Below are 23942 nucleotides of genomic sequence, written 5' to 3' on the forward strand. Positions count from 1 at the left end.
GAAGACAATGATTGATCAATCGAAGTATGCTTTTTCATGGACTCGCCCTCGCTGTCGTTGGCTGTTTAGACTGCCACCGTGGCGCATTGACGCCTCGGCGTGGGCGAGTCCATCCAATTACAGGGTTGCGGTGTTACATACCCGGCGGTTTACAGGTCAATTGGCGAGCGTCAACCCGTTGGCCGGCAACGGCAGCGCCGTCTTGTACCGCACCTGCTTCAGCGCAAAGCTCGACCGAATGTTCGCCACCCCCGGCACCTTGGTCAGGAAGTCCATCATGAAACGCTCAAGCGACTGAATGGTCGGCACCAGCACCCGGATCAAATAGTCCGGGTCGCCGGCCATCAGATAGCACTCCATGACTTCCGGGCGATCCGAGATCGCCTCTTCGAAATGCTGCAGCGCCTCCTCCACCTGTTTCTCCAGGCTGACGTGAATGAACACATTCACATGCAGACCCAGCAAGTCAGCATCCAGCAAGGTCACCTGCTCGCGAATCAGCCCCAGCTCTTCCATCGCCTTGACCCGGTTGAAGCAGGGGGTCGGCGACAGGTTGACCGAGCGTGCAAGGTCGGCGTTGGTGATGCGCGCGTTCTCCTGAAGCCGGTTGAGAATGCCGATATCGGTACGGTCCAGTTTGCGCATGAGACAAAAACACCTGTTTATTTATGGTTATGCAGAATTTTTATCCTCAAATGGCTTCCAGCGCAACGAAACACAGAGAAATATTCTCCTTGGTCCGGCCTATGATTGTTGTAGGACAAGAATTCTCCGACAGAAGAATGACAGTCAGCTCACTACAAAAAATTCACAAGATCGAGCGTAGAAGCCATGAACCAAGCGTACGAACCGCTGCGCCTGCACGTTCCGGAACCTTCGGGCCGTCCAGGGTGCAAAACCGACTTCTCCTACCTGCGTCTGACCGACGCCGGCCTGGCGCGCAAGCCCCCCATCGATATTGAACCCGCCGAAACCGCCGACCTGGCCAAGGGCCTGATTCGTGTGCTCGACGACCAGGGCAATGCGCTTGGCGAATGGGCCGAAGGCGTGCCGGTGGAGATCCTGCGCAAAGGCATGCGCGCCATGCTCAAGACGCGGATCTACGACAACCGCATGGTGGTCGCCCAGCGTCAGAAAAAGATGTCGTTCTACATGCAGAGCCTCGGCGAAGAAGCCATCGGCACCGGCCAGGCCCTGGCCTTGAACATAGACGACATGTGCTTCCCGACCTACCGCCAGCAAAGCATCCTGATGGCCCGCGACGTGCCGCTGGTGGACTTGATCTGCCAACTGCTGTCCAACGAGCGCGATCCGCTCAAGGGCCGTCAGTTGCCGATCATGTACTCGGTTAAAGAGGCCGGTTTCTTCACCATTTCCGGCAACCTCGCCACCCAGTTCGTCCAGGCTGTGGGCTGGGGCATGGCCTCGGCGATCAAGGGCGACACCAAAATCGCCTCGGCGTGGATCGGCGACGGCGCCACCGCTGAATCGGACTTCCACACCGCCCTCACCTTTGCCCACGTCTACCGGGCGCCGGTGATCCTCAACGTGGTCAACAACCAGTGGGCAATCTCCACCTTCCAGGCGATTGCCGGTGGTGAAGCCACTACCTTCGCCGGTCGTGGCGTCGGCTGCGGCATTGCTTCCCTGCGGGTCGACGGCAACGATTTCGTCGCGGTCTACGCCGCCTCGGCCTGGGCTGCCGAACGCGCCCGGCGCAACCTCGGGCCGACCATGATCGAATGGGTCACCTACCGCGCGGGTCCGCACTCCACCTCCGATGATCCGTCCAAGTACCGGCCAGCCGACGACTGGAGCTGTTTCCCGTTGGGCGACCCGATTGCGCGCCTCAAGCAGCACCTGGTGAAAATCGGTCAATGGTCCGACGAGGAACACCTTGCCGTCAGCGCCGAACTGGAAGCCGAAGTGATCGCCGCGCAGAAAGAAGCCGAGCAGTACGGCACCCTCGCCGGCGGCCAGATTCCGAGCGCCGCGACCATGTTCGAGGACGTCTATAAAGAGATGCCGGAGCACTTGAAGCGCCAGCGTCAAGAGTTGGGGATCTGACATGAACGATCACAACACCCATATCGAGCTGGAAACCGCCATGACTACCACCACCATGACCATGATCCAGGCCCTGCGCTCGGCCATGGATGTGATGCTAGAGCGTGACGACAACGTCGTCGTATTCGGGCAGGACGTGGGTTACTTCGGCGGCGTGTTCCGTTGCACCGAAGGCCTGCAGACCAAGTACGGCACCTCTCGCGTGTTCGACGCGCCGATCTCCGAAAGCGGCATCGTCGGCGTCGCCGTGGGCATGGGTGCCTACGGTCTGCGGCCGGTGGCCGAGATCCAGTTCGCCGACTACGTGTACCCCGCCTCGGACCAGATCATTTCCGAAGCCGCCCGCCTGCGCTATCGCTCGGCCGGCGAGTTCACCGCGCCGATGACCCTGCGCATGCCGTGCGGCGGCGGCATCTACGGCGGCCAGACCCACAGCCAGAGCATCGAGGCGATGTTCACCCAGGTCTGCGGCTTGCGCACGGTCATGCCGTCCAACCCTTACGATGCCAAAGGCCTGCTGATCGCCTCCATCGAAAACGATGACCCGGTGATCTTTCTCGAGCCAAAGCGCCTGTACAACGGCCCGTTCGACGGTCACCACGATCGCCCGGTGACCCCATGGTCGAAACACCCGGCCGCCCAGGTGCCGGACGGTTACTACACCGTGCCGCTGGACGTTGCAGCCATCACCCGTCCGGGCAAGGCAGTGACCATCCTGACATACGGCACCACCGTCTACGTCTCGCAAGTCGCCGCCGAAGAAACCGGCATCGACGCTGAAGTCATCGACCTGCGCAGCCTGTGGCCGCTGGACCTGGACACCATCGTCAAGTCGGTGAAGAAAACCGGACGCTGCGTCATCGTTCACGAAGCGACCCGCACCTGCGGTTTCGGCGCCGAACTGGTGGCCCTGGTGCAGGAACACTGCTTCCACTACCTGGAAGCCCCCATCGAGCGCGTCACCGGATGGGACACCCCCTACCCGCACGCGCAAGAGTGGGCGTATTTCCCAGGTCCGTCCCGAGTGGGCGCGGCGTTGAAACGGGTCATGGAGGTCTGAATGGGCACGCACGTTATTAAAATGCCGGACATTGGCGAAGGCATTGCAGAAGTTGAATTGTCGGTGTGGCATGTCAAGGTTGGCGACATGGTCGTCGAAGATCAGGTGCTGGCGGACGTGATGACCGACAAGGCGATGGTCGACATCCCTTCGCCGGTGCACGGCAAAGTGATCGCCCTCGGTGGAGTGCCGGGCGAAGTCATGGCGGTGGGCAGCATCCTGATCAGTATTGAAGTCGAAGGCGCGGGCAACGTTAAAGAGTCGGCCCAGCCGGCGGCCGCTGCCGTAAAAGAAGTGCCGGTTGCAGCGCCGAAAGCTGCAGCGGTGGCTGAGAGCAAACCGGTTGCGGCGCCGCGTCCAGCCGCCGTTTGCCAGGGCCCGATGGTCGCTCGCGAGGCCGATGAGCGTCCGCTGGCCTCCCCGGCCGTGCGTAAACATGCGCTGGACCTGGGCATCCAGTTGCGCCTGGTGCGTGGCACCGGCCCTGCCGGCCGGGTGTTGCACGAAGACCTCGAGACCTATCTGGCCCAGGGTCAGCAACCTCAGTCGTCCGCGGCTGCCGCCTACGCCCAGCGTCACGACGAAGAACAGATTCCGGTGATCGGCATGCGCCGCAAGATCGCGCAGCGCATGCAGGACGCCACCCAGCGCGCCGCCCACTTCAGTTATGTCGAAGAAATCGACGTCACCGCCGTGGAAGAGTTGCGCGCGCACCTGAACGAAAAGCACGGTGCGACCCGCGGCAAGCTGACCCTGCTGCCGTTCCTGGTCCGCGCCCTGGTGGTCGCCCTGCGCGACTTCCCGCAGATCAACGCCCGCTACGACGACGAAGCCCAGGTCATCACCCGCCTCGGCGCGGTGCATGTGGGCATCGCCACCCAGGCCGACATCGGCTTGATGGTGCCGGTGGTGCGTCACGCCGAAGCCCGCAGCCTGTGGGACAGCGCCACGGAAATCTCGCGCCTGGCCACCGCCGCACGCACGGGCAAGGCCAGCCGCGACGAGCTGTCCGGTTCGAGCATCACCCTGACCAGCCTCGGCGCGCTGGGCGGCATCGTCAGCACTCCGGTGTTGAACCTGCCGGAAGTGGCGATTGTCGGCGTGAACAAGATCGTCGAACGGCCGATGGTGGTCAAAGGCCAGATCGTGATTCGCAAGATGATGAACCTCTCCAGCTCCTTCGATCACCGCGTGGTCGACGGCATGGACGCGGCGCAATTCATCCAGGCGGTTCGTGGCTTGCTCGAACAACCCGCCACCTTGTTCGTGGAGTAAGACATGCAGAATTTGAACACCACGCTGCTGATCATCGGCGGCGGCCCTGGCGGTTATGTGACGGCGATCCGTGCTGGCCAGCTGGGCATCCCGACCATTCTGGTGGAAGGCGAGTCGTTGGGCGGTACTTGCCTGAACATCGGCTGCATTCCATCGAAAGCCCTGATCCACGTGGCAGAGCAGTTCCACCAGACCCGGCACCACAGCCAGCACTCGGCGCTGGGCATCAGCGTTTCGGCGCCGACCCTGGACATCGGCAAAAGCGTCGAGTGGAAAGACGGCATCGTCGATCGCCTGACCACTGGCGTCTCGGCGCTGCTGAAGAAGAACAAGGTCCAGGTGATTCAAGGCTGGGCCAAGGTCATCGACGGCAAGACGGTCGACGTCGGCGACACGCGCATTCAGTGCGAGCACCTGGTGCTGGCCACCGGTTCGAAAAGCGTGAACCTGCCGATGCTGCCGATTGGCGGGCCGATCATCTCCTCCACCGAAGCCCTGGCGCCGACGTCTGTGCCAAAACGGCTGATCGTGGTCGGCGGTGGTTACATCGGTCTCGAGCTGGGGATTGCCTATCGCAAGCTCGGCGCCGACGTCAGCGTCGTTGAAGCCCAGGATCGCATCCTGCCGGCCTACGACGCCGAACTGACCCAACCTGTGCATGACGAACTGAAAAAACTCGGCATGAAGCTTTACTTGAAACATAGCGTCCAAGGCTTTGATTTTACTGACAATACACTGCAAGTCCTCGATCCGAACGGTGAGACCTTGAACCTGGAAACCGATCAGGTGCTGGTGGCCGTCGGTCGTAAACCCAATACCCAGGGCTGGAATCTCGAAGCACTGAACCTGGACATGAACGGTTCGGCGATCAGGATCGACAATCGCTGCCAGACCAGCATGCGCAACGTGTATGCCATCGGCGACCTGAGCGGCGAGCCGATGCTGGCCCATCGGGCCATGGCCCAGGGCGAGATGGTGGCCGAGCTGATCAGCGGCAAGTCGCGCGAGTTCAACCCTACCGCCATCGCTGCCGTGTGCTTTACCGACCCGGAACTGGTGGTGGTCGGCAAGACGCCGGACGAGGCCAAGGCTGCAGGTTGGGATTGCATCGTGTCCAGTTTCCCGTTCGCCGCCAACGGTCGGGCGATGACCCTGGAATCGAAAAGCGGCTTCGTGCGGGTCGTGGCGCGGCGTGACAATCATGTGATTGTCGGCTGGCAGGCGGTGGGCGTGGGTGTTTCGGAATTGTCGACGGCGTTTGGCCAGAGCCTGGAAATGGGCGCGCGGCTGGAAGACATCGCCGGGACGATCCATGCGCATCCGACGCTCGGCGAAGCGGTGCAGGAAGCGGCGTTGCGGGCTTTGGGGCATGCGCTGCATCTGTGAATCAAGGGGATTGTTGGCGTAGCTGATGGCCTCTTCGCGGGCAAGCCCGCTCCCACAGGATTTGTGCTGTTTGCAGGATCTATGGCAGACAAAGATCAAATGTGGGAGCGGGCTTGCTCGCGAATTCTCAAGGGCGACATCATTTATATGCCAATCACCCGATAGTCCGGGCTGCGAAATGGGCCCGGAATGAAGTATTGTTGTCCCCATCCAGAAAAACGTCAGAAGCCTTGAACCGTTTCGGCGGTTGTTAAGCGATAGAGGGTGTCATGGGTAACGAGAGCATCAATTGGGACAAGCTGGGTTTTGATTACATCAAGACAGACAAACGCTATTTGTCGCACTGGCGTAATGGCGAGTGGGACACAGGCACCCTGACCGAAGACAACGTGCTGCACATCAGCGAAGGCTCCACGGCCCTTCACTATGGCCAGCAATGCTTCGAAGGCCTGAAGGCCTACCGTTGCAAGGACGGCTCGATCAACCTGTTCCGCCCGGACCAGAACGCCGCGCGCATGCAGCGCAGTTGCGCGCGCCTGCTGATGCCACAGGTGTCCACCGAACAGTTCATCGAAGCCTGCAAGGACGTGGTCCGCGCCAACGAGCGTTTCATCCCGCCTTACGGCACCGGCGGCGCGCTGTACCTGCGTCCGTTCGTGATCGGCGTGGGTGACAACATCGGCGTGCGTACCGCGCCCGAGTTCATCTTCTCGATCTTCTGCATCCCGGTCGGCGCCTACTTCAAGGGCGGCCTGACCCCGCACAAATTCCTGATCTCCAGCTACGACCGCGCCGCCCCACAAGGCACCGGTGCGGCCAAGGTCGGTGGCAACTACGCCGCCAGCCTGATGCCGGGTTCCCAGGCCAAGAAGGCGCATTTTGCCGACTGCATCTACCTGGACCCGATGACCCACACCAAAATCGAGGAAGTCGGCTCGGCCAACTTCTTCGGGATCACCCACGACAACAAGTTCGTGACCCCGAACTCGCCATCGGTCCTGCCGGGCATCACCCGCCTGTCGTTGATCGAACTGGCCAAGTCCCGTCTGGGCCTGGAGGTGATCGAAGGCGATGTGTTCATCGACAAGCTGTCCGACTTCAAGGAAGCCGGCGCCTGCGGCACTGCCGCGGTGATCACGCCGATCGGCGGCATCAGCTACAACGACAAGCTGCACGTGTTCCACAGCGAGACGGACGTCGGCCCGATCACCCAGAAGCTCTACAAGGAGCTGACGGGCGTGCAGACCGGCGACGTCGAGGCGCCGGAAGGCTGGATCGTCAAGGTTTGATCTGACGACGCAGTTCCTTTGCATAAAAAGCCCGGCCATCGTTTGATGACCGGGCTTTTTTATGGCTGCCGAATTATAGGGTGACTGGGCGGGCGCCTTCGCGAGCAGGTCGGATCGCCGCACCGCCGCTCCCACATTGGATCTGCGGCGTTCACACATCAAATGTGGGAGCGGGCTTGCTCCGGGCGGCGATCCGACGAAGGCGGAACGTCAGTCAATACCTCTGCTGAATGTGCTGACGTCTTCGCGGGCAAGCCCGCTCCCACAGGGTCCCAAGGGATCAGGCAGCCATCGGCAACCATAACCTGAACCGCGCCCCACCCAGCGGCGATGCCTCGACGGTCAGCGTTCCACCCTGAGCCTCCAGCGCCCGGCGACTGATCGCCAACCCCAGGCCAAACCCGCCCGTGGCACGATCCCGGCTGCGGTCCAGGCGATAGAACGGCTCGAAAATCCGCTCACGCTCATCGTCGGGAATGCCGATGCCATCGTCGTCGACCCAGATCTCACAGCCCTTCGAAGTAACCTGTACACCGATCTGAATGCGCCTTTCGCAATAGCGCATGGCGTTGCGCAGCAGGTTCTGCAGGGCGCGGGCGGTCAAGCGCGGGTCGAGGCTGAAGCGTTCGAGCTGGCCGTGGAGCAATACGTCGATGACGATGTCGGGGGATTCCAGTTCTTCGTCGACACTGCCGAGGATGCTGTCGATGAATTCATCCAGCGAGACGTCGACCTGCTCGGGCAGCCGCGCCGGGTTTTGCAGGCGGCTGTAGGACAGCAGTTCCAGCACCAGCTCATCCAGTTCACGGATGTGTGCGACCAGACCTTGGAGGCGTTCGCGGCTGGCGGCCGGCAGGTCGTCGGACAGCGCCAGGGCCAGGCCGAAATCCAGTCTCGTCAGGGGCGTGCGCAATTCGTGGGAGACGGCATTGAGCAAGTCGCGCTGCTGGTTGAGCAGGTTCTCGATGTCGCCGGCCATGGTGTCGAACACGTTGGCCAGGCTACCGATATTGGAGCTGGCGGAGATCTGCGTGCGCTCGCTCAACTGGCCTTTGCCGAAGCGCTCCGCCGTGCCCTTGAGGCGTTCCAGATCGCGCCAGTGCGGGCGCAGCCACAGCAACAGACAGCCCAGCATGGTCGCGCCGATCAACACGTTGATGCTCCAGTACAGCAAACTGACGTCGATCGGGTCCGGCGGTACCACCATTTGCACCACCGTGCGCTCGTTCAGTGGCGACACCGCCAGGGTGCGCCAGCCCCAGTCGCCAATGCGCACGATGTTCTCGCCGCGCTGCAGACGTTGCCGTTCATCGAGGGTGAAGTCGGCATCGTCGTTGCCGCTCAGCACGATGTGCAACGGCTGGAACTCCTTGTCCATCTCGGCCGCCAGGGCCGGCCATTGCGCCGGGGGTACGTAATGAAACTGTTTGACGATGAGGGTCTGCAGCCCTCGGGAATAGTCGAGGTTGTACGTGAGAAAACGCTCGTGAAAGACCTTGATCACCAGGTCCGGCACCAGGTAGGTCGCCGCGCTGAACGAGACGATGGTCACCAGGTACAGGCGAAACAGGATTCTGAACATCGGCTCAGCATTCCCACTCGGAACGGCTGAACAGATAACCCTTGCCCCACACGGTCTTGATCTTGCGCGCCTCCCCGGCGTGGTCGTCGAATTTACGTCGAAGCTTGGAAATCGCCACGTCCACGGAACGGTCGGTGCCGTTGAACTCGATGCCGCGCAGGCGTTGCAGAATCTGGTCGCGGCTGAGCACTTCGCCGGCATGCCGGGCCAGCACCACCAGCAGGTTGTATTCGCCGCTGGACAGTTCGACCGGTTGCTCGCGCCAGGTCACGGTGCGTTCGGACAGGTCGATGCACAGATTGCCTATGAGAATGCGGTCGTTGATGGCCTGCGGTTCGCCAAGGCTGCTGCGTCGCAGCAAGGTCCGCACCCGGGCCAGCAATACCCGCGGCTCGCAGGGTTTGGTGACGTAGTCGTCGGCGCCCATCTCCAGGCCCAGCACCTGGTCGTGGCTGTCATCGCGGGCGGTGAGCATCAGGATCGGCAGCGTGGCCGAATCGGCGCGCAGCAAACGACAGACTTGCAGGCCGTCCAGCCCCGGCAGCATCAGGTCGAGGATCACCAGGTCCGGCGGATCGAGCCGCGCGCGTTCGCGAACGTGATCACCGCGGCCGATTACGCTGACGCAATAGCCGTTGCGTTCCAGGTAGCTGGCGATCAGTTCGGCGAGGGCGGTGTCGTCTTCGACCAGGAGGATGTTGGGCATGGGGTGTTCCAGAAAGTGCTGTGGTGACTGTTCCGGCCTCTTCGCGGGCAAGCCCGCTCCCACAGGGATCTGATGTGGACACAGATTTTGTGAACACCACCGACCACTGTGGGAGCGGGCTTGCCCGCGAAGAGGCCGGAACAGGCGCAAAAGTAATCAAGTCGCCAAGGATATACGCCCTCACCCACACCTGAGTAAAACCCTTACACAATTTCACACAGCACCTACAAAGCTTCACCGCTACCCTCGTCGCCTCCCCGTAGGATGCCCGGGGTCATTATTGGGGTTATTACATGTCAAACAATCCGCTTGCCAGGCTCAGCCTGATCGCACTTGCATTGACGCTGAGCGCTTGCGACAAGGCCCCTACTGCCGAAGAGCAGGCGCCACTGGCCACGGTTCGCATCGAAACCCTCTCAACCCGGCCGCTATCGATCAGCAGCGAACTGAGCGGGCGCATTGCCGCGCCGCGCATCGCCGAAGTCCGTGCCCGGGTGGCCGGCGTGGTGCTGCAGCGGGCCTTCCGTGAAGGCAGCGATGTGAAACAGGGTGATGTGCTGTTTCGCATCGACCCGGCACCGTTCAAGGCTGATCTGGACAGCGCCGAGGCCGCGTTGCGCAAGGCCGAGGCCAATGCCTTCCAGGCGCGCTTGCAAGAGCAGCGTTACGCCCAGTTGATCGAAGGCAATGCCATCAGTGGCCAGGACTACGACAACGCCCGGGCCGCCGTACGCCAAACCGCGGCCGACGTCGCCGCCAACCAGGCCGCGGTGCAGCGGGCGAAACTGAACCTGGGTTACGCCACCGTCACCGCACCGATTTCCGGGCGCATCGGCCGCGCGCTGGTCACCGAAGGCGCCCTGGTCGGGCAGAACGAAACCACGCCACTGGCCTTGATCCAGCAGCTGAACCCGATTCACGCCGATCTCACCCAGTCGACCCGTGAACTCAACGACCTGCGTCGCGCATTTCGTTCCGGCCAGTTGCAGCAGGTCGGCCAGGGCCAGGCCAAAGCCACGCTGATCCAGGACGACGGCAGCCTCTACCCGTTACCGGGCAAGTTGCTGTTCACCGACATCACGGTCGACCCGGGCACCGGCCAGATCATCCTGCGCAGCGAGTTCCCCAACCCGGACCTCGACTTGCTGCCCGGCAGCTTCGTTCGCGTGCGCCTGGAGCAAGCGGTCGTTCAACAGGGCATCAGCGTGCCGCAACGGGCCATCCTGCGCGACAGCGCCGGCATCGCCCAGGTGCTGTTGCTCGACGCCGACCAACGGGTCGGCCAACAGCCGGTAGAACTGGGCCCCGTGCAGAACGATCGCTGGATCGTCACCGGCGGCCTCAAGGCCGGTGACCGCATCGTCATCGAAGGCCTGCAACACGCGCGCCCCGGCGACAAAGTGCAGATCGACGATACCCCTCTTCCACTTGCCCAGGCTTCTGGTCAGTAAGCAGGACGCTTTTTCATGCCGCAGTTCTTTATCGACCGACCGGTGTTCGCCTGGGTGGTCGCCCTGTTTATCCTGCTGGCCGGCGCCCTGGCCATCCCGCAGTTGCCGGTGGCGCAGTACCCCGACGTCGCCCCGCCGCAGATCGAAATCTATGCGGTGTACCCGGGCGCTTCGGCGCAGACCATCGACGAAAGCGTGGTCAGTCTGATCGAGGAAGAGCTCAACGGCGCTGACAATCTGTTGTATTTCGAGTCGCAAAGCAGTTTGGGCAGTGCCACGATCAAGGCCACCTTCCAGCCGGGCACACATCCGGAACTGGCGCAGGTCGATGTCCAGAACCGCTTGAAAGTCGTGGAGTCACGTTTGCCGCAAGCGGTGAATCAGCAAGGCTTGCAGGTGGAAAAAGTCTCCTCCGGCTTCCTGCTGCTGATCACCCTGACCTCCAGCGATGGCAGGCTCGATGAGGTCGCGCTCAGCGATTACCTGGCGCGCAATGTGATGAACGAGATCAAGCGTCTGGACGGTGTCGGCAAGGCGCAGCTGTACGGTGCCGAGCGGGCCATGCGTATCTGGATCGACCCGCGGAAATTGATCGGTTTCAACCTCACGCCAGCCGACGTCAATGCCGCCATCGTCGCGCAGAACGCCCAGGTGTCGGCCGGCAGCATCGGCGACTTGCCGACCCGCAACACCCAGGAAATCACCGCGACCATTCTGGTGAAAGGTCAGCTGTCGACCCCGGAAGAATTCGCCGACATCGTGCTCAAGGCCAATCCCGACGGTTCCACCGTGCGCATCGCCGATGTGGCGCGGGTGGAGATCGGCAGTCAGGAGTACCAGTTCGGCACTCGCCTGAACGGCAAGCCGTCGACCGCCGTCAGCGTGCAGCTCGCGCCGAGTGCCAACGCCCTGAACACCGCGACACGGGTGCGGGCGAAGATGGATGAACTGGCGCGCTACTTCCCGGCAGGCGTTGAGTACAAGATCCCGTACGACACTTCGCCCTTCGTCAAAGTCTCGATCACCAAGGTGGTCTACACCCTCGTCGAGGCGATGGTGCTGGTGTTCGCGGTAATGTTCCTGTTCCTGCAAAACATCCGCTACACGCTGATTCCGACGTTGGTGGTGCCAGTGGCGCTGATGGGTACCTTTGCGACCATGCTGGCGCTGGGGTTTTCGATCAACGTACTCACCATGTTTGGCATGGTGCTGGCCATCGGTATCCTGGTGGATGATGCGATTGTGGTGGTGGAGAACGTCGAGCGGATCATGGTCGCCGAGGGCCTGTCGCCCAAAGAGGCAACACGCAAGGCGATGAAGCAGATCACCGGCGCAATTATCGGTATTACCCTGGTGCTGGTGGCGGTGTTCATTCCCATGGCGTTCATGCAGGGCTCGGTCGGGGTGGTCTATCGCCAGTTTTCCTTGTCGATGGCCACCTCGATCCTGTTCTCGGCCTTCCTCGCCCTGACCTTGACCCCGGCGCTGTGCGCGACCTTGCTCAAGCCGATCGCCAAGGGCGAGCATCATGAGAAACGTGGGTTCTTCGGCTGGTTCAACCGGCGCTTCGAGCAACTGACCATGCGTTATCAGGGCTGGGTGGCCTATGCGTTGAAACGCACCGGGCGCTACCTGTTGGTCTACGGCGTGCTGTTGATCGGTCTGGGGGTGTGTTTCAGTCGCCTGCCCTCCTCGTTCCTGCCGGTTGAGGATCAGGGGTACACCATCACCGACGTGCAACTGCCACCCGGGGCGAGCAAGAACCGCACGGTGCAGGTGGTCGAGCAAATCGAAGCGCACAACGCCACCGAGCCGGGTGTGGGCGACAGTACGGTGATTCTCGGCTTCAGCTTTTCCGGCAGCGGCCAGAACGCGGCGTTGGCGTTTACGACGTTGAAGGACTGGTCCGAGCGGGGCAGCGCCGACTCGGCGAGTTCGATCGCTGATCGGGCCAACATTGCGCTGAGCCAGATCAAGGACGCCGTAGCGTTTTCCGTTCTGCCGCCTCCGGTCGACGGCCTCGGTACCTCCAGCGGTTTCGAATTCCGCCTGCAGGACCGTGGTGGCCTCGGCCATGCCACATTGATGCAGGCCCGCACCGAGCTACTGGCCGCCGCCGAGAACAGTCCGATCCTGATGAACGTCCGCGAAAGCGCCTTGGCTGAAGCACCGCAAGTGCAACTGATCGTCGACCGCAAGCAGGCCAACGCCCTGGGCGTGTCGTTTGCCGACATTGGCAATGCGCTGTCCACTGCCGTCGGTTCAACCTACGTCAACGACTTCCCCAATCAGGGACGAATGCAGCGAGTCGTGGTTCAGGCCGAAGGCGACCAGCGCAGCCAGGTGGCCGATCTGCTGAAAATGCACGTGCGCAACAACAGCGGAAAAATGGTGCCGCTGTCAGCCTTCGTCCAGGCCCAATGGACCCAAGGGCCTGCGCAATTGACTCGCTACAACGGCTATCCGGCGATCAGCATTTCCGGCGAACCGAAACCGGGCTACAGTACCGGCGAGGCCATGGCGGAGATCGAACGACTGGTGGCCCGAGGGCCGGCGGGACTGGGTCAGGAATGGACCGGGCTGTCGCTGCAGGAGCGCCTGTCCGGCAGCCAGGCGCCGATCCTGCTCGGGTTGTCGCTGTTGATCGTGTTCCTGTGCCTGGCGGCGCTGTACGAAAGCTGGTCGATCCCGACCTCGGTGCTGCTGGTGGTGCCGCTCGGCGTGCTCGGCGCGGTACTGGCCGTGACCCTGCGCGGAATGCCCAACGATGTGTTCTTCAAGGTCGGGCTGATCACCATCATCGGCCTGTCGGCGAAGAACGCGATCCTGATCATCGAGTTCGCCAAGAGCCTGTACGACGAAGGCCACGACCTGATCGACGCCACGCTCCAGGCTGCCCGCCTGCGCCTGCGGCCGATCGTCATGACCTCCCTGGCCTTCATCCTCGGCGTGGTGCCACTGGCAATCGCCACCGGGGCCAGCTCGGCGAGCCAGCAGGCCATCGGCACCGGGGTGATCGGCGGGATGATCACCGCGACCCTGGCGGTGCTGTTTGTGCCGGTGTTTTTTGTGGTGGTGATGAAGCTGGTGCGCAAGCGCCCTGACGATATCTAGCCAACAACACATCCCCCCTGTAGGAGCTGGCTTGTCGGATCGCCGCACCGCAGCGAAGGCGGCCTCGAGAACCATGCAATATTCATGGTCCTCTTCGCTGGCAAGCCAGCTCCCACAGGGATTTGTGTGGGCCTGATGGGGGTGGTGCTAAGGTGTTTGCACACCCAGGCCCTTCGAGTTCACATGCGCTTCCTCGCCCGTACCCATCCTCGCCTCTCTGCCGGGGCCACCCTCGGCATCGCCGTCGGCATCCTGGCACCGGCCGATTCAATCATCAGCAATATCCTTATCGGCTGGAATGCCGGCGTCTGGACGTATCTGGTGCTGATGCTCTGGCTCACCGTACGAGCCAAAGCACCGGATGTGAAGCGCATAGCCGAGATCGAAGATGAAAACGCCGGGCTGGTATTGTTCGTGGTGTGCATCGCCGCGATTGCCAGCCTGGCGACCATCACCTTCGAACTGGCCGGCAGCAAAGACCTGGAAACCACGCGCAAGTTGCTGCACTACGGCTTCACCGCGTTGACCGTCATCGGTTCCTGGCTACTGATCGGGGTGATCTTCAGCGTGCACTACGCCCGGCTGTTCTACACCTGGGGTGGCAAGGACCCGGCGCTGCGTTTTGCTGAAGGCCTGACCACGCCCAACTACTGGGACTTCCTGTACTTCTCGTTCACCATAGGAGTAGCCATGCAGACTTCCGATGTGGCTGTAGCCACTCAGGGCATGCGCAAGATAGTGCTGGCGCAGTCGTTGATCGGTTTTTTGTTCAATACCGCGATACTAGGCTTCTCGATCAATATCGCGGCGGGACTCTTTGGATAACAGGACGACCAGCTTCTGATTGACCGGGCGCGATGTTTTACTTCGTGCCTGCTTACCCATCCATGGTAATGACCAAGCAAACGCTCTACAACTCACCTTCGATGGAAACGGTCAATACGGCAGGTTCAGAGGCATTTCCGGAAAGATCCATGGCACATACCTCAAACGAGTAAGTGCCGGGCAGCAAGTCAACGGCCGTATAATGGGTCAGCGGGGTGCGGTCGAAGTATTCGCAATTGTTGTAGATGACATACTCGTGCAAACCGACGTCGTCTGTTGATTCTTCCCAGGCCAGCATCACCGAGTCAGCGGTCACATCGCCCTTGCGCAGATTTCCTGGCGTGCCGGGAGGGGTTACATCCCTGGGCATGTAGGCGACAACTGTCGGCTCGGACAACTGACCGAAAATGTCAAAGGCCGATACGCTGATTGAGTATTCGACGTCAGGAGTCAGATCCTTTAGCGGCAATCTATCCAGGAACAAAACATCTCTAAAGTGCTCGTCATTTATCGAAATTCTGACGCCTGAAACGCGGGATTCCAGCGTCCAGCCCAGATTGGCTGAAGTAGAGGTCAACGCAGTAATTTCCACAGGCGGTGGAGCGGGTTGCGGTGAAGGCGCCTGTCCTGTGGTGTTGAACACGGCAATCCGGCTGGGTGTAGACAGGTTTCCATCCTTGTCCCGGGCACGCACGAACGCCCAGTGATAAGTGCCACTGCTCAAATTTGTAAAAGTACAGAGCGTGTCAGCGGACGTATAAGGAATCACTCCATTCAAAAGCACTCGATACTCGGTGACTCCGACATTGTCGCTCGAGGGTTCCCAACTCAGCGTCGCCGAAGTATCGGTTACGTCGCGGACCACTGGAGTTCCGGGCCGGCCCGGAGGAACGTCATCAATCAGAGTCTGCTCGAGCAGGGCGACTTCAGAGTTGATCCCGTCAAGTTGAGCATGAACTGCAAACTTCAAGTGGTGCGGAACCGGGCCGGGCGAAACATCAGCCAGTTTGAAGTTGTAACCCCAGCGCCCGGGGGCGACGGTAAACTGTTGGCCATTGATGGATAGTTCATGGGTCGGTTTCTTCTTGAAAATCGGGTCCCACGCCAGTCTGCACTTCCCGTTTCGGTGGCTGAACCTCAGGTTGGACGGCGGACGCAGCCTGGTCTGGAAGGTCATGAAGCTCCGCTCGGAAACACCTGACTCATTGACCGCCTGCACCTCGACTCGATAGTCGGTAAGACTTTGCAGGTGCGTGAGGCTGACTTGAGGCTGGGCGACCCGCTTAACGAGGAAGCCGTTCAGATAAACTCTATAGCGAGTGTTTCCATCTCCTTGAGATGAAGGAGCCCAAGATAATGTCGCCGCTGCATGACTTAGCTCCATCAGTTCTGGAGTGCCCGGTTTACCGGGAGGGCGCCGTTTGAACACGCGAACAGGGCTCGGTGTCGAAACATTGTTCGCCGCTGCTTTGGCCGTGACATAAAACAGATATTCGACATCGGGTTTCAAGCCCGTCAATTCACAAGGCGGCCGGCCCACACTATGGGTTGCGATGCCCTCTCCGAACACATCATAACCAATGGCATCCGGGCACAACTGGCAGGTTGAATAAGGCTCGTCCCAATTCAACAGAGCGCTGGTTGGAGAATTTCGCCAACCTCTCACATTGCCTGGTGCGCATATTTGAATAGCCGAACCGGATTCAGTGTTGAAGTCCGTACCGGTTGGGCTGTCGGGGCTGGAGGAATCAGAACGGCTCATGTAGCGCATCTCTGTTCAAGTGGGCAGCTTCCAGTAAAGCCCTCCCGGGCCATCAGTTCCACTATCAGATCTGCTAGTGGCTTTTTGCCTGATATCCCTGCCATGCTTCGGCGTCTGGGCATTGCTCGGTGCAGTTTCTACGCCCTGGTCGCGCTCGCCGCGAGCCATGCAACGCTTCAACTGCTGCATGGCTCTGTTGCTGCTGGGGTCGACCCGGTCGAGTGGCGCGGCCTGAATGCCACCTGTCGGCATTTTTCAGTCCCGAGTGAATCAGGCACTTGACGGCGGATTAGTTTTTGGTGTCTTCTGAAACCGGTTTCAGTGCTATCGCAAACAGCACAAACCTTATAAATCCAATAAATAGGTTTCAGACCGTGAACGATTTCTCCGCCGCCCAGCGCAGCCGCGTGACCATGCTCGACGTGGCCGAACACGCCAAGGTCTCCAAGGCCAGCGTCTCGCGGTTTATCGGTGAAGACCGTGCCCTGCTCTCCGATGCGATTGCCTTGCGCATCGAGCAGGCGATTGCCGAATTGGGCTACCGCCCCAATCAGATGGCCCGCGGCCTGAAACGCGGCCGCACCCGCCTGATCGGCATGCTGGTGGCCGATATCCGCAACCCTTATTCGATTGCCGTGATGCACGGGGTGGAAACCGCCTGCCGCCGGCACGGCTACAGCCTGGTGGTGTGCAACACCGACCGCGATGACGAGCAGGAACGCCAGCACCTGGCCCTGCTGCGCTCCTATAACATCGAAGGCCTGATCGTGAACACCCTCGGCCACCATCGCGATGAATTGCGCGAACTGCACCGGGAAATGCCGTTGGTCCTGGTGGATCGCAAGGTCGAGCAGCTCGAAAGCGATCTGGTCGGGCTGGATAACCCGGCGGCGGTCGAGATGGCCCTGACCCACCTTGAAGCACAGGGCTACCGCGATGTGCTACTGGTCACCGAACCCTATGACGGTACCAGCTCGCGGATCGAGCGGGTCAACAGTTTCAAGGCGCAGATTGCCCAGCGTCCGGCGCTTCGCGGCACCCTCATCGAAACCGGCAGTGAACTGACTGCGCAGCTGAAGACATTCCTCGATACCCCTGGACCCGGGCCGAAAGCGCTGTTCTGCGCGAACGGTATTGCGGCGCTGGCCAGCACGCATGCCTTGCGTGAGTTGCAATGCAGGCTGTTCGAGGATGTCGGCCTGATCGCCCTCGATGACCTGGATTGGTACCCGCTGGTGGGCAGCGGCATCACGGCCCTCGCGCAGCCGACGGTGGAGATTGGCGCCAGTGCCTTCGAGTGTTTGCTCAAGCGTTTGCGCGGGGATGACGGGCCGGTGCGGACGGTGGATTTTTCGGCGCGGTTGACTGTACGAGGATCGACCCTTGGAAATTTCCGGTGAATGTTCCGGCCTCTTCGCGGGCAAGCCCGCTCCCACAGTGGTCTTTTGTCGTACACAAAACCTGTGTCACCCAAGACCTTTGTGGGAGCGGGCTTGCCCGCGAAGAGGCCCTGAAACACGCTACAAGACTCAGCTAGCCCCTTTTTTTTGAACAACAATGAAACCGGTTTCAGAGGTAGAAGAACAATGAATAAACCAGCCGTTTCCATCAGCCTGTCCAGCTACGGTGCCGATCTGGTGCGCCAACTTGGCCAGGGCAGTTTTATCGAAATACTGGCCGCCGCCGGCGCCACGCGCATCGAATGGCGTGAAGAACTGTTGACCGTCGAAGACCCGGCGCAACTGGCCGATGCCACCCAAGCCCAAGGACTCGAAAGCGTGTATTCCTCGCCGATGGAGCTGTGGCTGGCCGGCCAGTCGACACCCAATCCCGAACTGAGTGCCACCCTGCAACGCGCCCAGGCCTTCGGCGCCAAATGGCTGAAGGTGTCCCTGGGCTATTTCACGGCCAATAGCGACCTGCAAACCCTCGCCCAAGTGCTGGGCAACAGCGCGGTGCAGCTGTTGGTGGAAAACGATCAGACCTTGCACGGCGGGCGCATCGAACCCTTCCAGCGCTTTTTCGCCGCCGTCGAGCAACACCACTTGCCGATCAAGATGACCTTCGACATCGGCAACTGGCATTGGCAGGACCAGCCGGCCGCCAATGCCGCGCGGCTGCTCGGTCGCCACGTCGGCTATGTGCACTGCAAAGCCGTATCGCGCCGCGCCGACGGCAAACTGGTCGCCATGCCACCTACCGTCAGCGACTTGCATCTGTGGGAACAACTGCTGCAGCACATGGCCCAAGGCGTGATGCGGGCAGCGGAATATCCACTGCAAGGCGACGATCTGCTGCAGCTCACCACCGAGCACGTCGCGACCCTCGCCCGCCTCGGCCAACCACGCCTGGAGTGCGCTCATGTCTGAATTCGATATCCTGTCGTTTGGCGAAACCATGGCGATGTTCGTTGCCGAGCAGAACGGTGAACTGGCCGACGTCGGTCACTTCCACAAACGCATTGCCGGTGCCGACAGCAACGTCGCCATCGGCCTGTCGCGACTGGGGTTCAAGGTGGCGTGGCTGAGCCGGGTCGGTGCCGATTCCCTGGGGCGGTTCGTGATCGACACCCTGGAGAAGGAAGGCCTGGACTGCAGCAACGTCGCTATCGATTGCGCCCACCCGACCGGTTTTCAGCTCAAGTCGCGCACCGACGATGGTGGCGATCCGGTGGTCGAGTATTTCCGCCGCGGTTCGGCGGCGAGTCACCTGTCGCCGCAGTCGATCGTGCCTGAATTGCTCAAGGCCAGGCATTTGCACGCCACGGGCATTCCCCCGGCGCTGTCTGCCAGCGCTCGGGAAATGTCCTTCGAATTGATGAGCCGCATGCGCGAGGCCGGGCGCAGCGTGTCCTTCGACCCGAACCTGCGCCCGAGCCTGTGGGCCAACTCGCAACAGATGATCACTGAAATCAACCGCCTCGCCGCCCTGGCCCATTGGGTGCTGCCCGGCTTGAGCGAAGGTCGGCTGCTCACCGGTTTCGAAGACCCGGCCGACATTGCGGCGTTTTACCTCGACCAGGGTGCCGAAGCCGTGGCGATCAAGCTGGGGCCACACGGGGCGTATTACCGCACCCCTCTGGATCAGGGTTTTGTGGCAGGGGTGCCGGTGGAGACGGTGGTCGACACCGTCGGTGCCGGCGATGGGTTTGCCGTCGGCATGATCAGCGCCCTCCTGGAAAACCACAGTTTTGCCGACGCCGTGAAGCGCGCCAACTGGATTGGCAGCCGGGCGGTGCAGAGTCGGGGGGATATGGAGGGGTTGCCTACCCGGCTTGAAATGTCTGCCGAATTCGAGGCCGCCTTCGCGAGCAAGCCCGCTCCCACATTTGGATCGGGTTCGCCCCCCCATTTTGGGTCCGACACCGATGCAAATGTGGGAGCGGGCTTGCTCGCGAAGGAGCCCGAACAGTCACTGAATATTTAAACCAGACCCGTTACCTGCTGCGACAAAAACAACAAGCTCAGGAGCACCACCATGAAAACCGCAACCCTCGCCGCCCGCCGCTGGTGGTACATCATGCCCATCGTGTTCATCACCTACAGCCTGGCGTATCTGGACCGCGCCAACTACGGATTCGCCGCCGCCTCAGGGATGGCCGCCGACCTGATGATCACACCGGGCCTGTCATCGATGCTCGGCGCGCTGTTCTTCCTCGGCTACTTTTTCTTCCAGGTGCCTGGCGCGATCTACGCGCAAAAGCACAGCGTGAAGAAGCTGATTTTCGTCAGCCTGATCCTCTGGGGCGGCCTGGCCACCTTGACCGGGATCGTCTCCAACGCCTACTGGCTGATCGTCATCCGCTTCATGCTCGGCGTGGTCGAGGCCGCGGTGATGCCGGCGATGCTGGTGTACCTGTGCCACTGGTTCACCCGTGCCGAACGCTCGCGGGCCAATACCTTCCTGATCCTCGGCAACCCGGTGACCATGCTCTGGATGTCGGTGGTGTCGGGCTACCTGGTGCAGCATTACAGCTGGCGCTGGATGTTCATCATCGAAGGCTTGCCGGCAGTGTTCTGGGCGTTCATCTGGTGGCGCCTGGCCGATGATCGTCCGGCCCAGGCCAAGTGGCTGACCGAACAGGAAAAACAGGACCTGGAAAGCGCCCTGGCCGCCGAACAGGTAGGGATCAAGGCGGTGAAGAACTACGCCGAAGCCTTCCGCTCGCCAAAAGTGATCATCCTGGCCTTGCAGTTTTTCTGCTGGAGCATCGGCGTCTACGGCTTCGTGCTGTGGCTGCCGTCGATCCTCAAGGCCGGTGCACAAATGGACATGATCGAAGCGGGTTGGCTCTCGGCGTTGCCTTATCTCGCCGCCGTCATCGGCATGCTGCTGGTGTCCTGGGGTTCGGACAAACTGCAAAAACGCAAGCGTTTCGTCTGGCCGCCGCTGCTGATCGCTTCGATCGCGTTCTACGGTTCCTACGCCCTGGGTGCTGAACATTTCTGGTGGTCCTACACCTTGCTGGTGATCGCCGGCGCCTGCATGTACGCGCCTTACGGGCCGTTTTTTGCCATCGTCCCGGAAATTCTTCCGGCCAACGTGGCGGGCGGCGCCATGGCGCTGATAAACAGCATGGGGGCCCTCGGTTCGTTCGGCGGTTCCTATCTGGTCGGTTACCTGAACAGCTCCACCGGGTCGCCCGGCGCATCGTATCTGTTGATGAGTGGCGCACTGATGCTGTCGGTGGTGCTGACGTTGTTTCTCAAGCCCGGCGCCAGTGACCGGATCGTGACCAAGGTCGCTGTGCAACGGCCAGTGGCTACTCACCCTTGAATTGATGTTGAGATGACGACAATGAAAAAGCAGGTTGTGTTGTACAAGAAACTCTCGCCGGCGCTGATGTCTCGCCTGCAAGCGCAGACCGAGGTGACGCTGATCGACAGCCTCGACGCCGAAGGCCTGGCCAGGCTGCGTGATGCCCTGCCCCGGGCTCACGGCTTGCTCGGAGCCAGCCTCAAACTGGATGCCGAGCTGCTCGATCTGGCGCCGGATCTGCAAGCCATCGCCAGCGTCTCGGTGGGCGTCGACAACTACGATATCGACTACCTGACCGATCGGCGAATCCTGCTGAGCAACACCCCGGACGTGCTCACCGAAACCACCGCCGACACCGGTTTCGCGTTGATCCTGGCGACTGCCCGACGCGTGGTGGAACTGGCCAACGTGGTTCGCGCCGGCCAGTGGACGCGTAATGTCGGCCCCGCGCAATTCGGCACCGACGTGCATGGCAAAACCTTGGGTATCATCGGCATGGGGCGGATCGGCGAGGCGCTTGCCCAGCGTGGGCATTTCGGTTTTGGCATGCCGGTGATCTACCACAGCCATTCGCCGAAACCGGCTGTGGAGCAGCGATTCGATGCGCAGTACAGGAGTCTGCCGGAGTTGTTGCAGGAGGCTGATTTCGTCTGCCTGACATTACCACTGACGGATGAAACCGAAGGGCTCATTGGCGCTGAAGAGTTTGCCCTGATGGGGCCTGAAACGATCTTCATCAACATTTCCCGAGGCAAGGTGGTGGATGAAGCGGCCATGATCGAAGCGTTGCGTGACGGGCAGATTCGGGCGGCGGGGCTGGATGTGTTCGAGCGTGAACCGTTGAATCCTGACTCGCCGTTGTTAGGGTTGAACAATGTCGTGGCGACGCCGCACATTGGTTCGGCGACCCATGAGACGCGCGAGGCGATGGCGAAGTGCGCGGTGGATAATCTACTGGCGTCGCTGGGGGGTGAGCGGCCGAAGAATTTGGTGAATGTTCAAGCGTGGAAGGCCTGATGGATCTGGCGTTTATGAGATAGCCTTCGCGGGCAAGCCTCGCTCCTACAGTTGATCCGATCGGAGTCTACAACGCCAGGACAGGCGTGGTTTCCAGATTCTCGGGGGCTTCGATAACGGGATCGGGCACGACGAATCTGATCAGCGGTCAAGGCTGAAAATCACACGATCAACGGGGGGAAAAGACGACGCCGCGAACTGCATGAGTCAATTTCCAGACTCATGCAGCCTGCACGACTTCAGTTTGCCATCAACAACCTTAACTTGTTGATTTTAATGAAAATTAGAAGACAGCAATAACCGGCACGACAAATGCTCCAGTACCAGGAGCGACCTTCGGCCTTGAGACCGTTCGCGCTCATTCCCTGACTAGTTGAGAGACTCGAACCATGAACGCCATAGACCTGTTGAAAGCCGACCATGAACGCGTAAAAGGCATCCTGACCCAATTAAGCGAATCCACCGAGCGTGGTATCAAAAAACGCGGCGAACTGCTGGCCAAGCTGGAAATGGAAATCACTATTCATACCCGTCTTGAAGAAGAAGTCTTGTACCCGGCGTACAAGAAAGCCGGGGGCAAGGAGCAGGACGTGATGTATTACGAAGCCAAGGAAGAACATCGCACGGTGGATTCGCTGGTGCTGCCCGATTTGAAAGTCACCGACCCCTCCACTCCGGAATTCGCCGGTCGGGTGAAAGTGGTCAAGGAACTGCTGGAGCACCATATCGAAGAAGAAGAAACGGAAATGTTTCCTCAGGCGAAAAAGCTGTTGGGTAAAGTCACCCTCGAAGAACTGGGAGCGCAAATGGAAACCTTGAAGGCCCAGTACAAGAAAGAGATGAGCGCAGGCAATTTGGCGGCTTGATGGTGCGCGTCGGCTACCGCGGCCCTCCTCGCCGCGGTAGCCGCGTTCGACATCTGGGAAAGGAGCGAGCTTGCTCCGGGCGGCGTTCCGACGATGGACGACAACGATAACGCGTTGTTTCTGAGTAACCGCGTCGCCCTTGAGACCTTCGCGAGCAAGCTCGCTCCTACAGGGCTTCCAAGTGACCCGCCGAACCTTTTTACCGCCCGGTTCATCCACCGGGATCAGTCACCTGAATGTAAACCGCATAGCTGCCCGGCAGTACCCGGAACGTGGCGAAAATCCAAGGCGTACGCACCGAAAATTCTTGGCACAGGAGTCACGCGCGAGAGGCAACGACCTTTAAAAGAAACCGCTGCCGACAAGTTCAGCTGGATTGACAACACAAGAGGTCAGCAATGGACTATCTCGATTGGGTGCAATGGCCTGCCATGCTGGTCACGGTGCTGGCAGCGTGGCTGATCGGTTCGCAAAACCCCGAACGCCGGGTCTCGGGCTTCATCTGTTTTATCGTGAGTAACGTTTTGTGGGTGATCTGGGGTTACCACACCCAGGCCTATGCCCTGATTGTGTTGCAGTTTTGCCTGTGCGCCATGAACGTGCGCGGTTTCAGGAAGAATGCGCACTCTGCGACCTGATGTTCGGTACACCGGTGATCCCTGTAATTGGATGGACTCGCCCACGCCGAGGCGTCAATGCGCCACGGTGGCAGTCTAAACAGCCAACGACAGCGAGGGCGAGTCCATGAAAAAGCATACTTCGATTGATCAATCATTGTCTTCTG

At 60.9% G+C, this 23942-nt stretch carries 19 protein-coding genes and 1 pseudogene; 16 read left to right on the forward strand and 4 right to left on the reverse strand.

The genetic code is table 11. From position 1 onward, the window contains the following. Positions 1 to 156: 156 nt before the first annotated feature. Entirely contained in the window at positions 157 to 645 is a 489-nt protein-coding gene (gene bkdR / locus F8N80_RS30405) for a Bkd operon transcriptional regulator BkdR (protein WP_150744574.1), read from the reverse strand. Between the two features lie 186 nt (positions 646 to 831). Here bkdR and F8N80_RS30410 point away from each other — a divergent pair, with 186 nt between their 5' ends. From F8N80_RS30410 to F8N80_RS30430, 5 genes are all read left to right on the forward strand, one after another. Beyond that, entirely contained in the window at positions 832 to 2067 is a 1236-nt protein-coding gene (locus tag F8N80_RS30410) for a 3-methyl-2-oxobutanoate dehydrogenase (2-methylpropanoyl-transferring) subunit alpha (RefSeq protein ID WP_150785304.1), read from the forward strand. A 1-nt stretch (position 2068) separates the two neighbouring features. Beyond that, positions 2069 to 3127 (forward strand): alpha-ketoacid dehydrogenase subunit beta, encoded by a 1059-nt coding sequence (locus F8N80_RS30415; protein ID WP_150744576.1) that lies wholly within the window; start codon positions 2069 to 2071, stop codon positions 3125 to 3127. Then, a complete protein-coding gene (locus F8N80_RS30420; protein ID WP_150744577.1) occupies positions 3128 to 4402 on the forward strand; it encodes a dihydrolipoamide acetyltransferase family protein in 1275 nt (424 codons plus the stop codon). Between the two features lie 3 nt (positions 4403 to 4405). Further along, positions 4406 to 5788, forward strand: coding sequence for a dihydrolipoyl dehydrogenase (lpdA, locus tag F8N80_RS30425; RefSeq protein ID WP_150785305.1), 1383 nt, complete (start codon positions 4406 to 4408; stop codon positions 5786 to 5788). A gap of 269 nt (positions 5789 to 6057) precedes the next feature. Beyond that, positions 6058 to 7077 (forward strand): branched-chain amino acid aminotransferase, encoded by a 1020-nt coding sequence (locus F8N80_RS30430; protein ID WP_150785306.1) that lies wholly within the window; start codon positions 6058 to 6060, stop codon positions 7075 to 7077. Between the two features lie 280 nt (positions 7078 to 7357). On the opposite strand, the gene F8N80_RS30435 is transcribed toward F8N80_RS30430, so the two are convergent. Both F8N80_RS30435 and F8N80_RS30440 read right to left on the reverse strand, forming a co-directional pair. Continuing rightward, positions 7358 to 8659, reverse strand: coding sequence for an ATP-binding protein (locus tag F8N80_RS30435; RefSeq protein WP_150785307.1), 1302 nt, complete (start codon positions 8657 to 8659; stop codon positions 7358 to 7360). Between the two features lie 4 nt (positions 8660 to 8663). Beyond that, positions 8664 to 9365 (reverse strand): response regulator transcription factor, encoded by a 702-nt coding sequence (locus F8N80_RS30440; RefSeq protein WP_150744581.1) that lies wholly within the window; start codon positions 9363 to 9365, stop codon positions 8664 to 8666. 293 nt (positions 9366 to 9658) lie between these two features. On the opposite strand from F8N80_RS30440, the gene F8N80_RS30445 reads away from it, so the two are divergent. The 3 genes from F8N80_RS30445 (at position 9659) to F8N80_RS30455 (ending at position 14755) form a co-directional block, all read left to right on the forward strand. Then, positions 9659 to 10816 carry an efflux RND transporter periplasmic adaptor subunit gene (locus tag F8N80_RS30445; RefSeq protein ID WP_150744582.1) on the forward strand — a complete coding sequence of 386 codons (1158 nt, stop codon included), beginning with the start codon at positions 9659 to 9661 and terminating at the stop codon, positions 10814 to 10816. Positions 10817 to 10831: 15 nt separating this feature from the next. After that, positions 10832 to 13930: an efflux RND transporter permease subunit gene (locus F8N80_RS30450; protein WP_150785308.1), complete on the forward strand. Its 3099-nt coding sequence runs from the start codon at positions 10832 to 10834 to the stop codon at positions 13928 to 13930. Positions 13931 to 14113: 183 nt separating this feature from the next. Next, positions 14114 to 14755, forward strand: a complete 642-nt coding sequence (locus tag F8N80_RS30455) for a DUF1345 domain-containing protein (RefSeq protein ID WP_150785309.1) — start codon at positions 14114 to 14116, stop codon at positions 14753 to 14755. A gap of 85 nt (positions 14756 to 14840) precedes the next feature. Here F8N80_RS30455 and F8N80_RS30460 read toward each other — a convergent pair whose 3' ends face one another. Beyond that, a complete protein-coding gene (locus F8N80_RS30460) occupies positions 14841 to 16517 on the reverse strand; it encodes a fibronectin type III domain-containing protein (protein WP_150785310.1) in 1677 nt (558 codons plus the stop codon). A 70-nt stretch (positions 16518 to 16587) separates the two neighbouring features. On the opposite strand from F8N80_RS30460, the pseudogene F8N80_RS31840 reads away from it, so the two are divergent. From F8N80_RS31840 to F8N80_RS30505, 8 genes and pseudogenes are all read left to right on the forward strand, one after another. Further along, positions 16588 to 16752: pseudogene (locus F8N80_RS31840) on the forward strand (LysE family translocator); the annotation flags it as partial. 139 nt (positions 16753 to 16891) lie between these two features. Next, positions 16892 to 17917 (forward strand): LacI family DNA-binding transcriptional regulator, encoded by a 1026-nt coding sequence (locus tag F8N80_RS30470; RefSeq protein ID WP_150785311.1) that lies wholly within the window; start codon positions 16892 to 16894, stop codon positions 17915 to 17917. Between the two features lie 186 nt (positions 17918 to 18103). After that, on the forward strand, positions 18104 to 18886 hold the full coding sequence (locus F8N80_RS30475) for a sugar phosphate isomerase/epimerase family protein (protein WP_150744587.1): 783 nt from the start codon (positions 18104 to 18106) through the stop codon (positions 18884 to 18886). After that, on the forward strand, positions 18879 to 19943 hold the full coding sequence (locus F8N80_RS30480; protein WP_150785312.1) for a sugar kinase: 1065 nt from the start codon (positions 18879 to 18881) through the stop codon (positions 19941 to 19943). The genes F8N80_RS30475 and F8N80_RS30480 overlap by 8 nt, the downstream gene beginning before the upstream one ends. A gap of 51 nt (positions 19944 to 19994) precedes the next feature. Continuing rightward, positions 19995 to 21293 (forward strand): MFS transporter, encoded by a 1299-nt coding sequence (locus F8N80_RS30485; protein WP_150744589.1) that lies wholly within the window; start codon positions 19995 to 19997, stop codon positions 21291 to 21293. 21 nt (positions 21294 to 21314) lie between these two features. Next, positions 21315 to 22292 (forward strand): NAD(P)-dependent oxidoreductase, encoded by a 978-nt coding sequence (locus F8N80_RS30490; RefSeq protein ID WP_150744590.1) that lies wholly within the window; start codon positions 21315 to 21317, stop codon positions 22290 to 22292. A 389-nt stretch (positions 22293 to 22681) separates the two neighbouring features. After that, complete coding sequence (locus tag F8N80_RS30495) at positions 22682 to 23158, forward strand: hemerythrin domain-containing protein (protein WP_150744591.1); 477 nt, start codon at positions 22682 to 22684, stop codon at positions 23156 to 23158. Between the two features lie 398 nt (positions 23159 to 23556). Next, the gene (locus tag F8N80_RS30505) at positions 23557 to 23796 is read left to right on the forward strand and encodes a hypothetical protein (protein WP_150744593.1); all 240 of its coding nucleotides are present in this window, start codon (positions 23557 to 23559) and stop codon (positions 23794 to 23796) included. Positions 23797 to 23942: the final 146 nt, after the last annotated feature.

This window comes from Pseudomonas fluorescens, from assembly GCF_902497995.1.
Taxonomy (GTDB): Bacteria; Pseudomonadota; Gammaproteobacteria; order Pseudomonadales; family Pseudomonadaceae; genus Aquipseudomonas; species Aquipseudomonas fluorescens_BK.

What these genes read in the sequence shown, in the direction of transcription:
- F8N80_RS30505 (WP_150744593.1), top strand. Translation starts at nt 23,557, where the DNA reads ATGGACTATCTCGATTGGGTGCAATGGCCTGCCATGCTGGTCACGGTG.
- F8N80_RS30490 (WP_150744590.1), top strand. Translation starts at nt 21,315, where the DNA reads ATGAAAAAGCAGGTTGTGTTGTACAAGAAACTCTCGCCGGCGCTGATG.
- lpdA (WP_150785305.1), top strand. Translation starts at nt 4,406, where the DNA reads ATGCAGAATTTGAACACCACGCTGCTGATCATCGGCGGCGGCCCTGGC.
- F8N80_RS30435 (WP_150785307.1), bottom strand. Translation starts at nt 8,659, where the DNA reads ATGTTCAGAATCCTGTTTCGCCTGTACCTGGTGACCATCGTCTCGTTC.
- F8N80_RS30420 (WP_150744577.1), top strand. Translation starts at nt 3,128, where the DNA reads ATGGGCACGCACGTTATTAAAATGCCGGACATTGGCGAAGGCATTGCA.
- F8N80_RS30415 (WP_150744576.1), top strand. Translation starts at nt 2,069, where the DNA reads ATGAACGATCACAACACCCATATCGAGCTGGAAACCGCCATGACTACC.
- F8N80_RS30430 (WP_150785306.1), top strand. Translation starts at nt 6,058, where the DNA reads ATGGGTAACGAGAGCATCAATTGGGACAAGCTGGGTTTTGATTACATC.
- F8N80_RS30410 (WP_150785304.1), top strand. Translation starts at nt 832, where the DNA reads ATGAACCAAGCGTACGAACCGCTGCGCCTGCACGTTCCGGAACCTTCG.
- bkdR (WP_150744574.1), bottom strand. Translation starts at nt 645, where the DNA reads ATGCGCAAACTGGACCGTACCGATATCGGCATTCTCAACCGGCTTCAG.
- F8N80_RS30475 (WP_150744587.1), top strand. Translation starts at nt 18,104, where the DNA reads ATGAATAAACCAGCCGTTTCCATCAGCCTGTCCAGCTACGGTGCCGAT.
- F8N80_RS30455 (WP_150785309.1), top strand. Translation starts at nt 14,114, where the DNA reads ATGCGCTTCCTCGCCCGTACCCATCCTCGCCTCTCTGCCGGGGCCACC.
- F8N80_RS30480 (WP_150785312.1), top strand. Translation starts at nt 18,879, where the DNA reads ATGTCTGAATTCGATATCCTGTCGTTTGGCGAAACCATGGCGATGTTC.
- F8N80_RS30485 (WP_150744589.1), top strand. Translation starts at nt 19,995, where the DNA reads ATGAAAACCGCAACCCTCGCCGCCCGCCGCTGGTGGTACATCATGCCC.
- F8N80_RS30445 (WP_150744582.1), top strand. Translation starts at nt 9,659, where the DNA reads ATGTCAAACAATCCGCTTGCCAGGCTCAGCCTGATCGCACTTGCATTG.
- F8N80_RS30440 (WP_150744581.1), bottom strand. Translation starts at nt 9,365, where the DNA reads ATGCCCAACATCCTCCTGGTCGAAGACGACACCGCCCTCGCCGAACTG.
- F8N80_RS30450 (WP_150785308.1), top strand. Translation starts at nt 10,832, where the DNA reads ATGCCGCAGTTCTTTATCGACCGACCGGTGTTCGCCTGGGTGGTCGCC.
- F8N80_RS30495 (WP_150744591.1), top strand. Translation starts at nt 22,682, where the DNA reads ATGAACGCCATAGACCTGTTGAAAGCCGACCATGAACGCGTAAAAGGC.
- F8N80_RS30460 (WP_150785310.1), bottom strand. Translation starts at nt 16,517, where the DNA reads ATGAGCCGTTCTGATTCCTCCAGCCCCGACAGCCCAACCGGTACGGAC.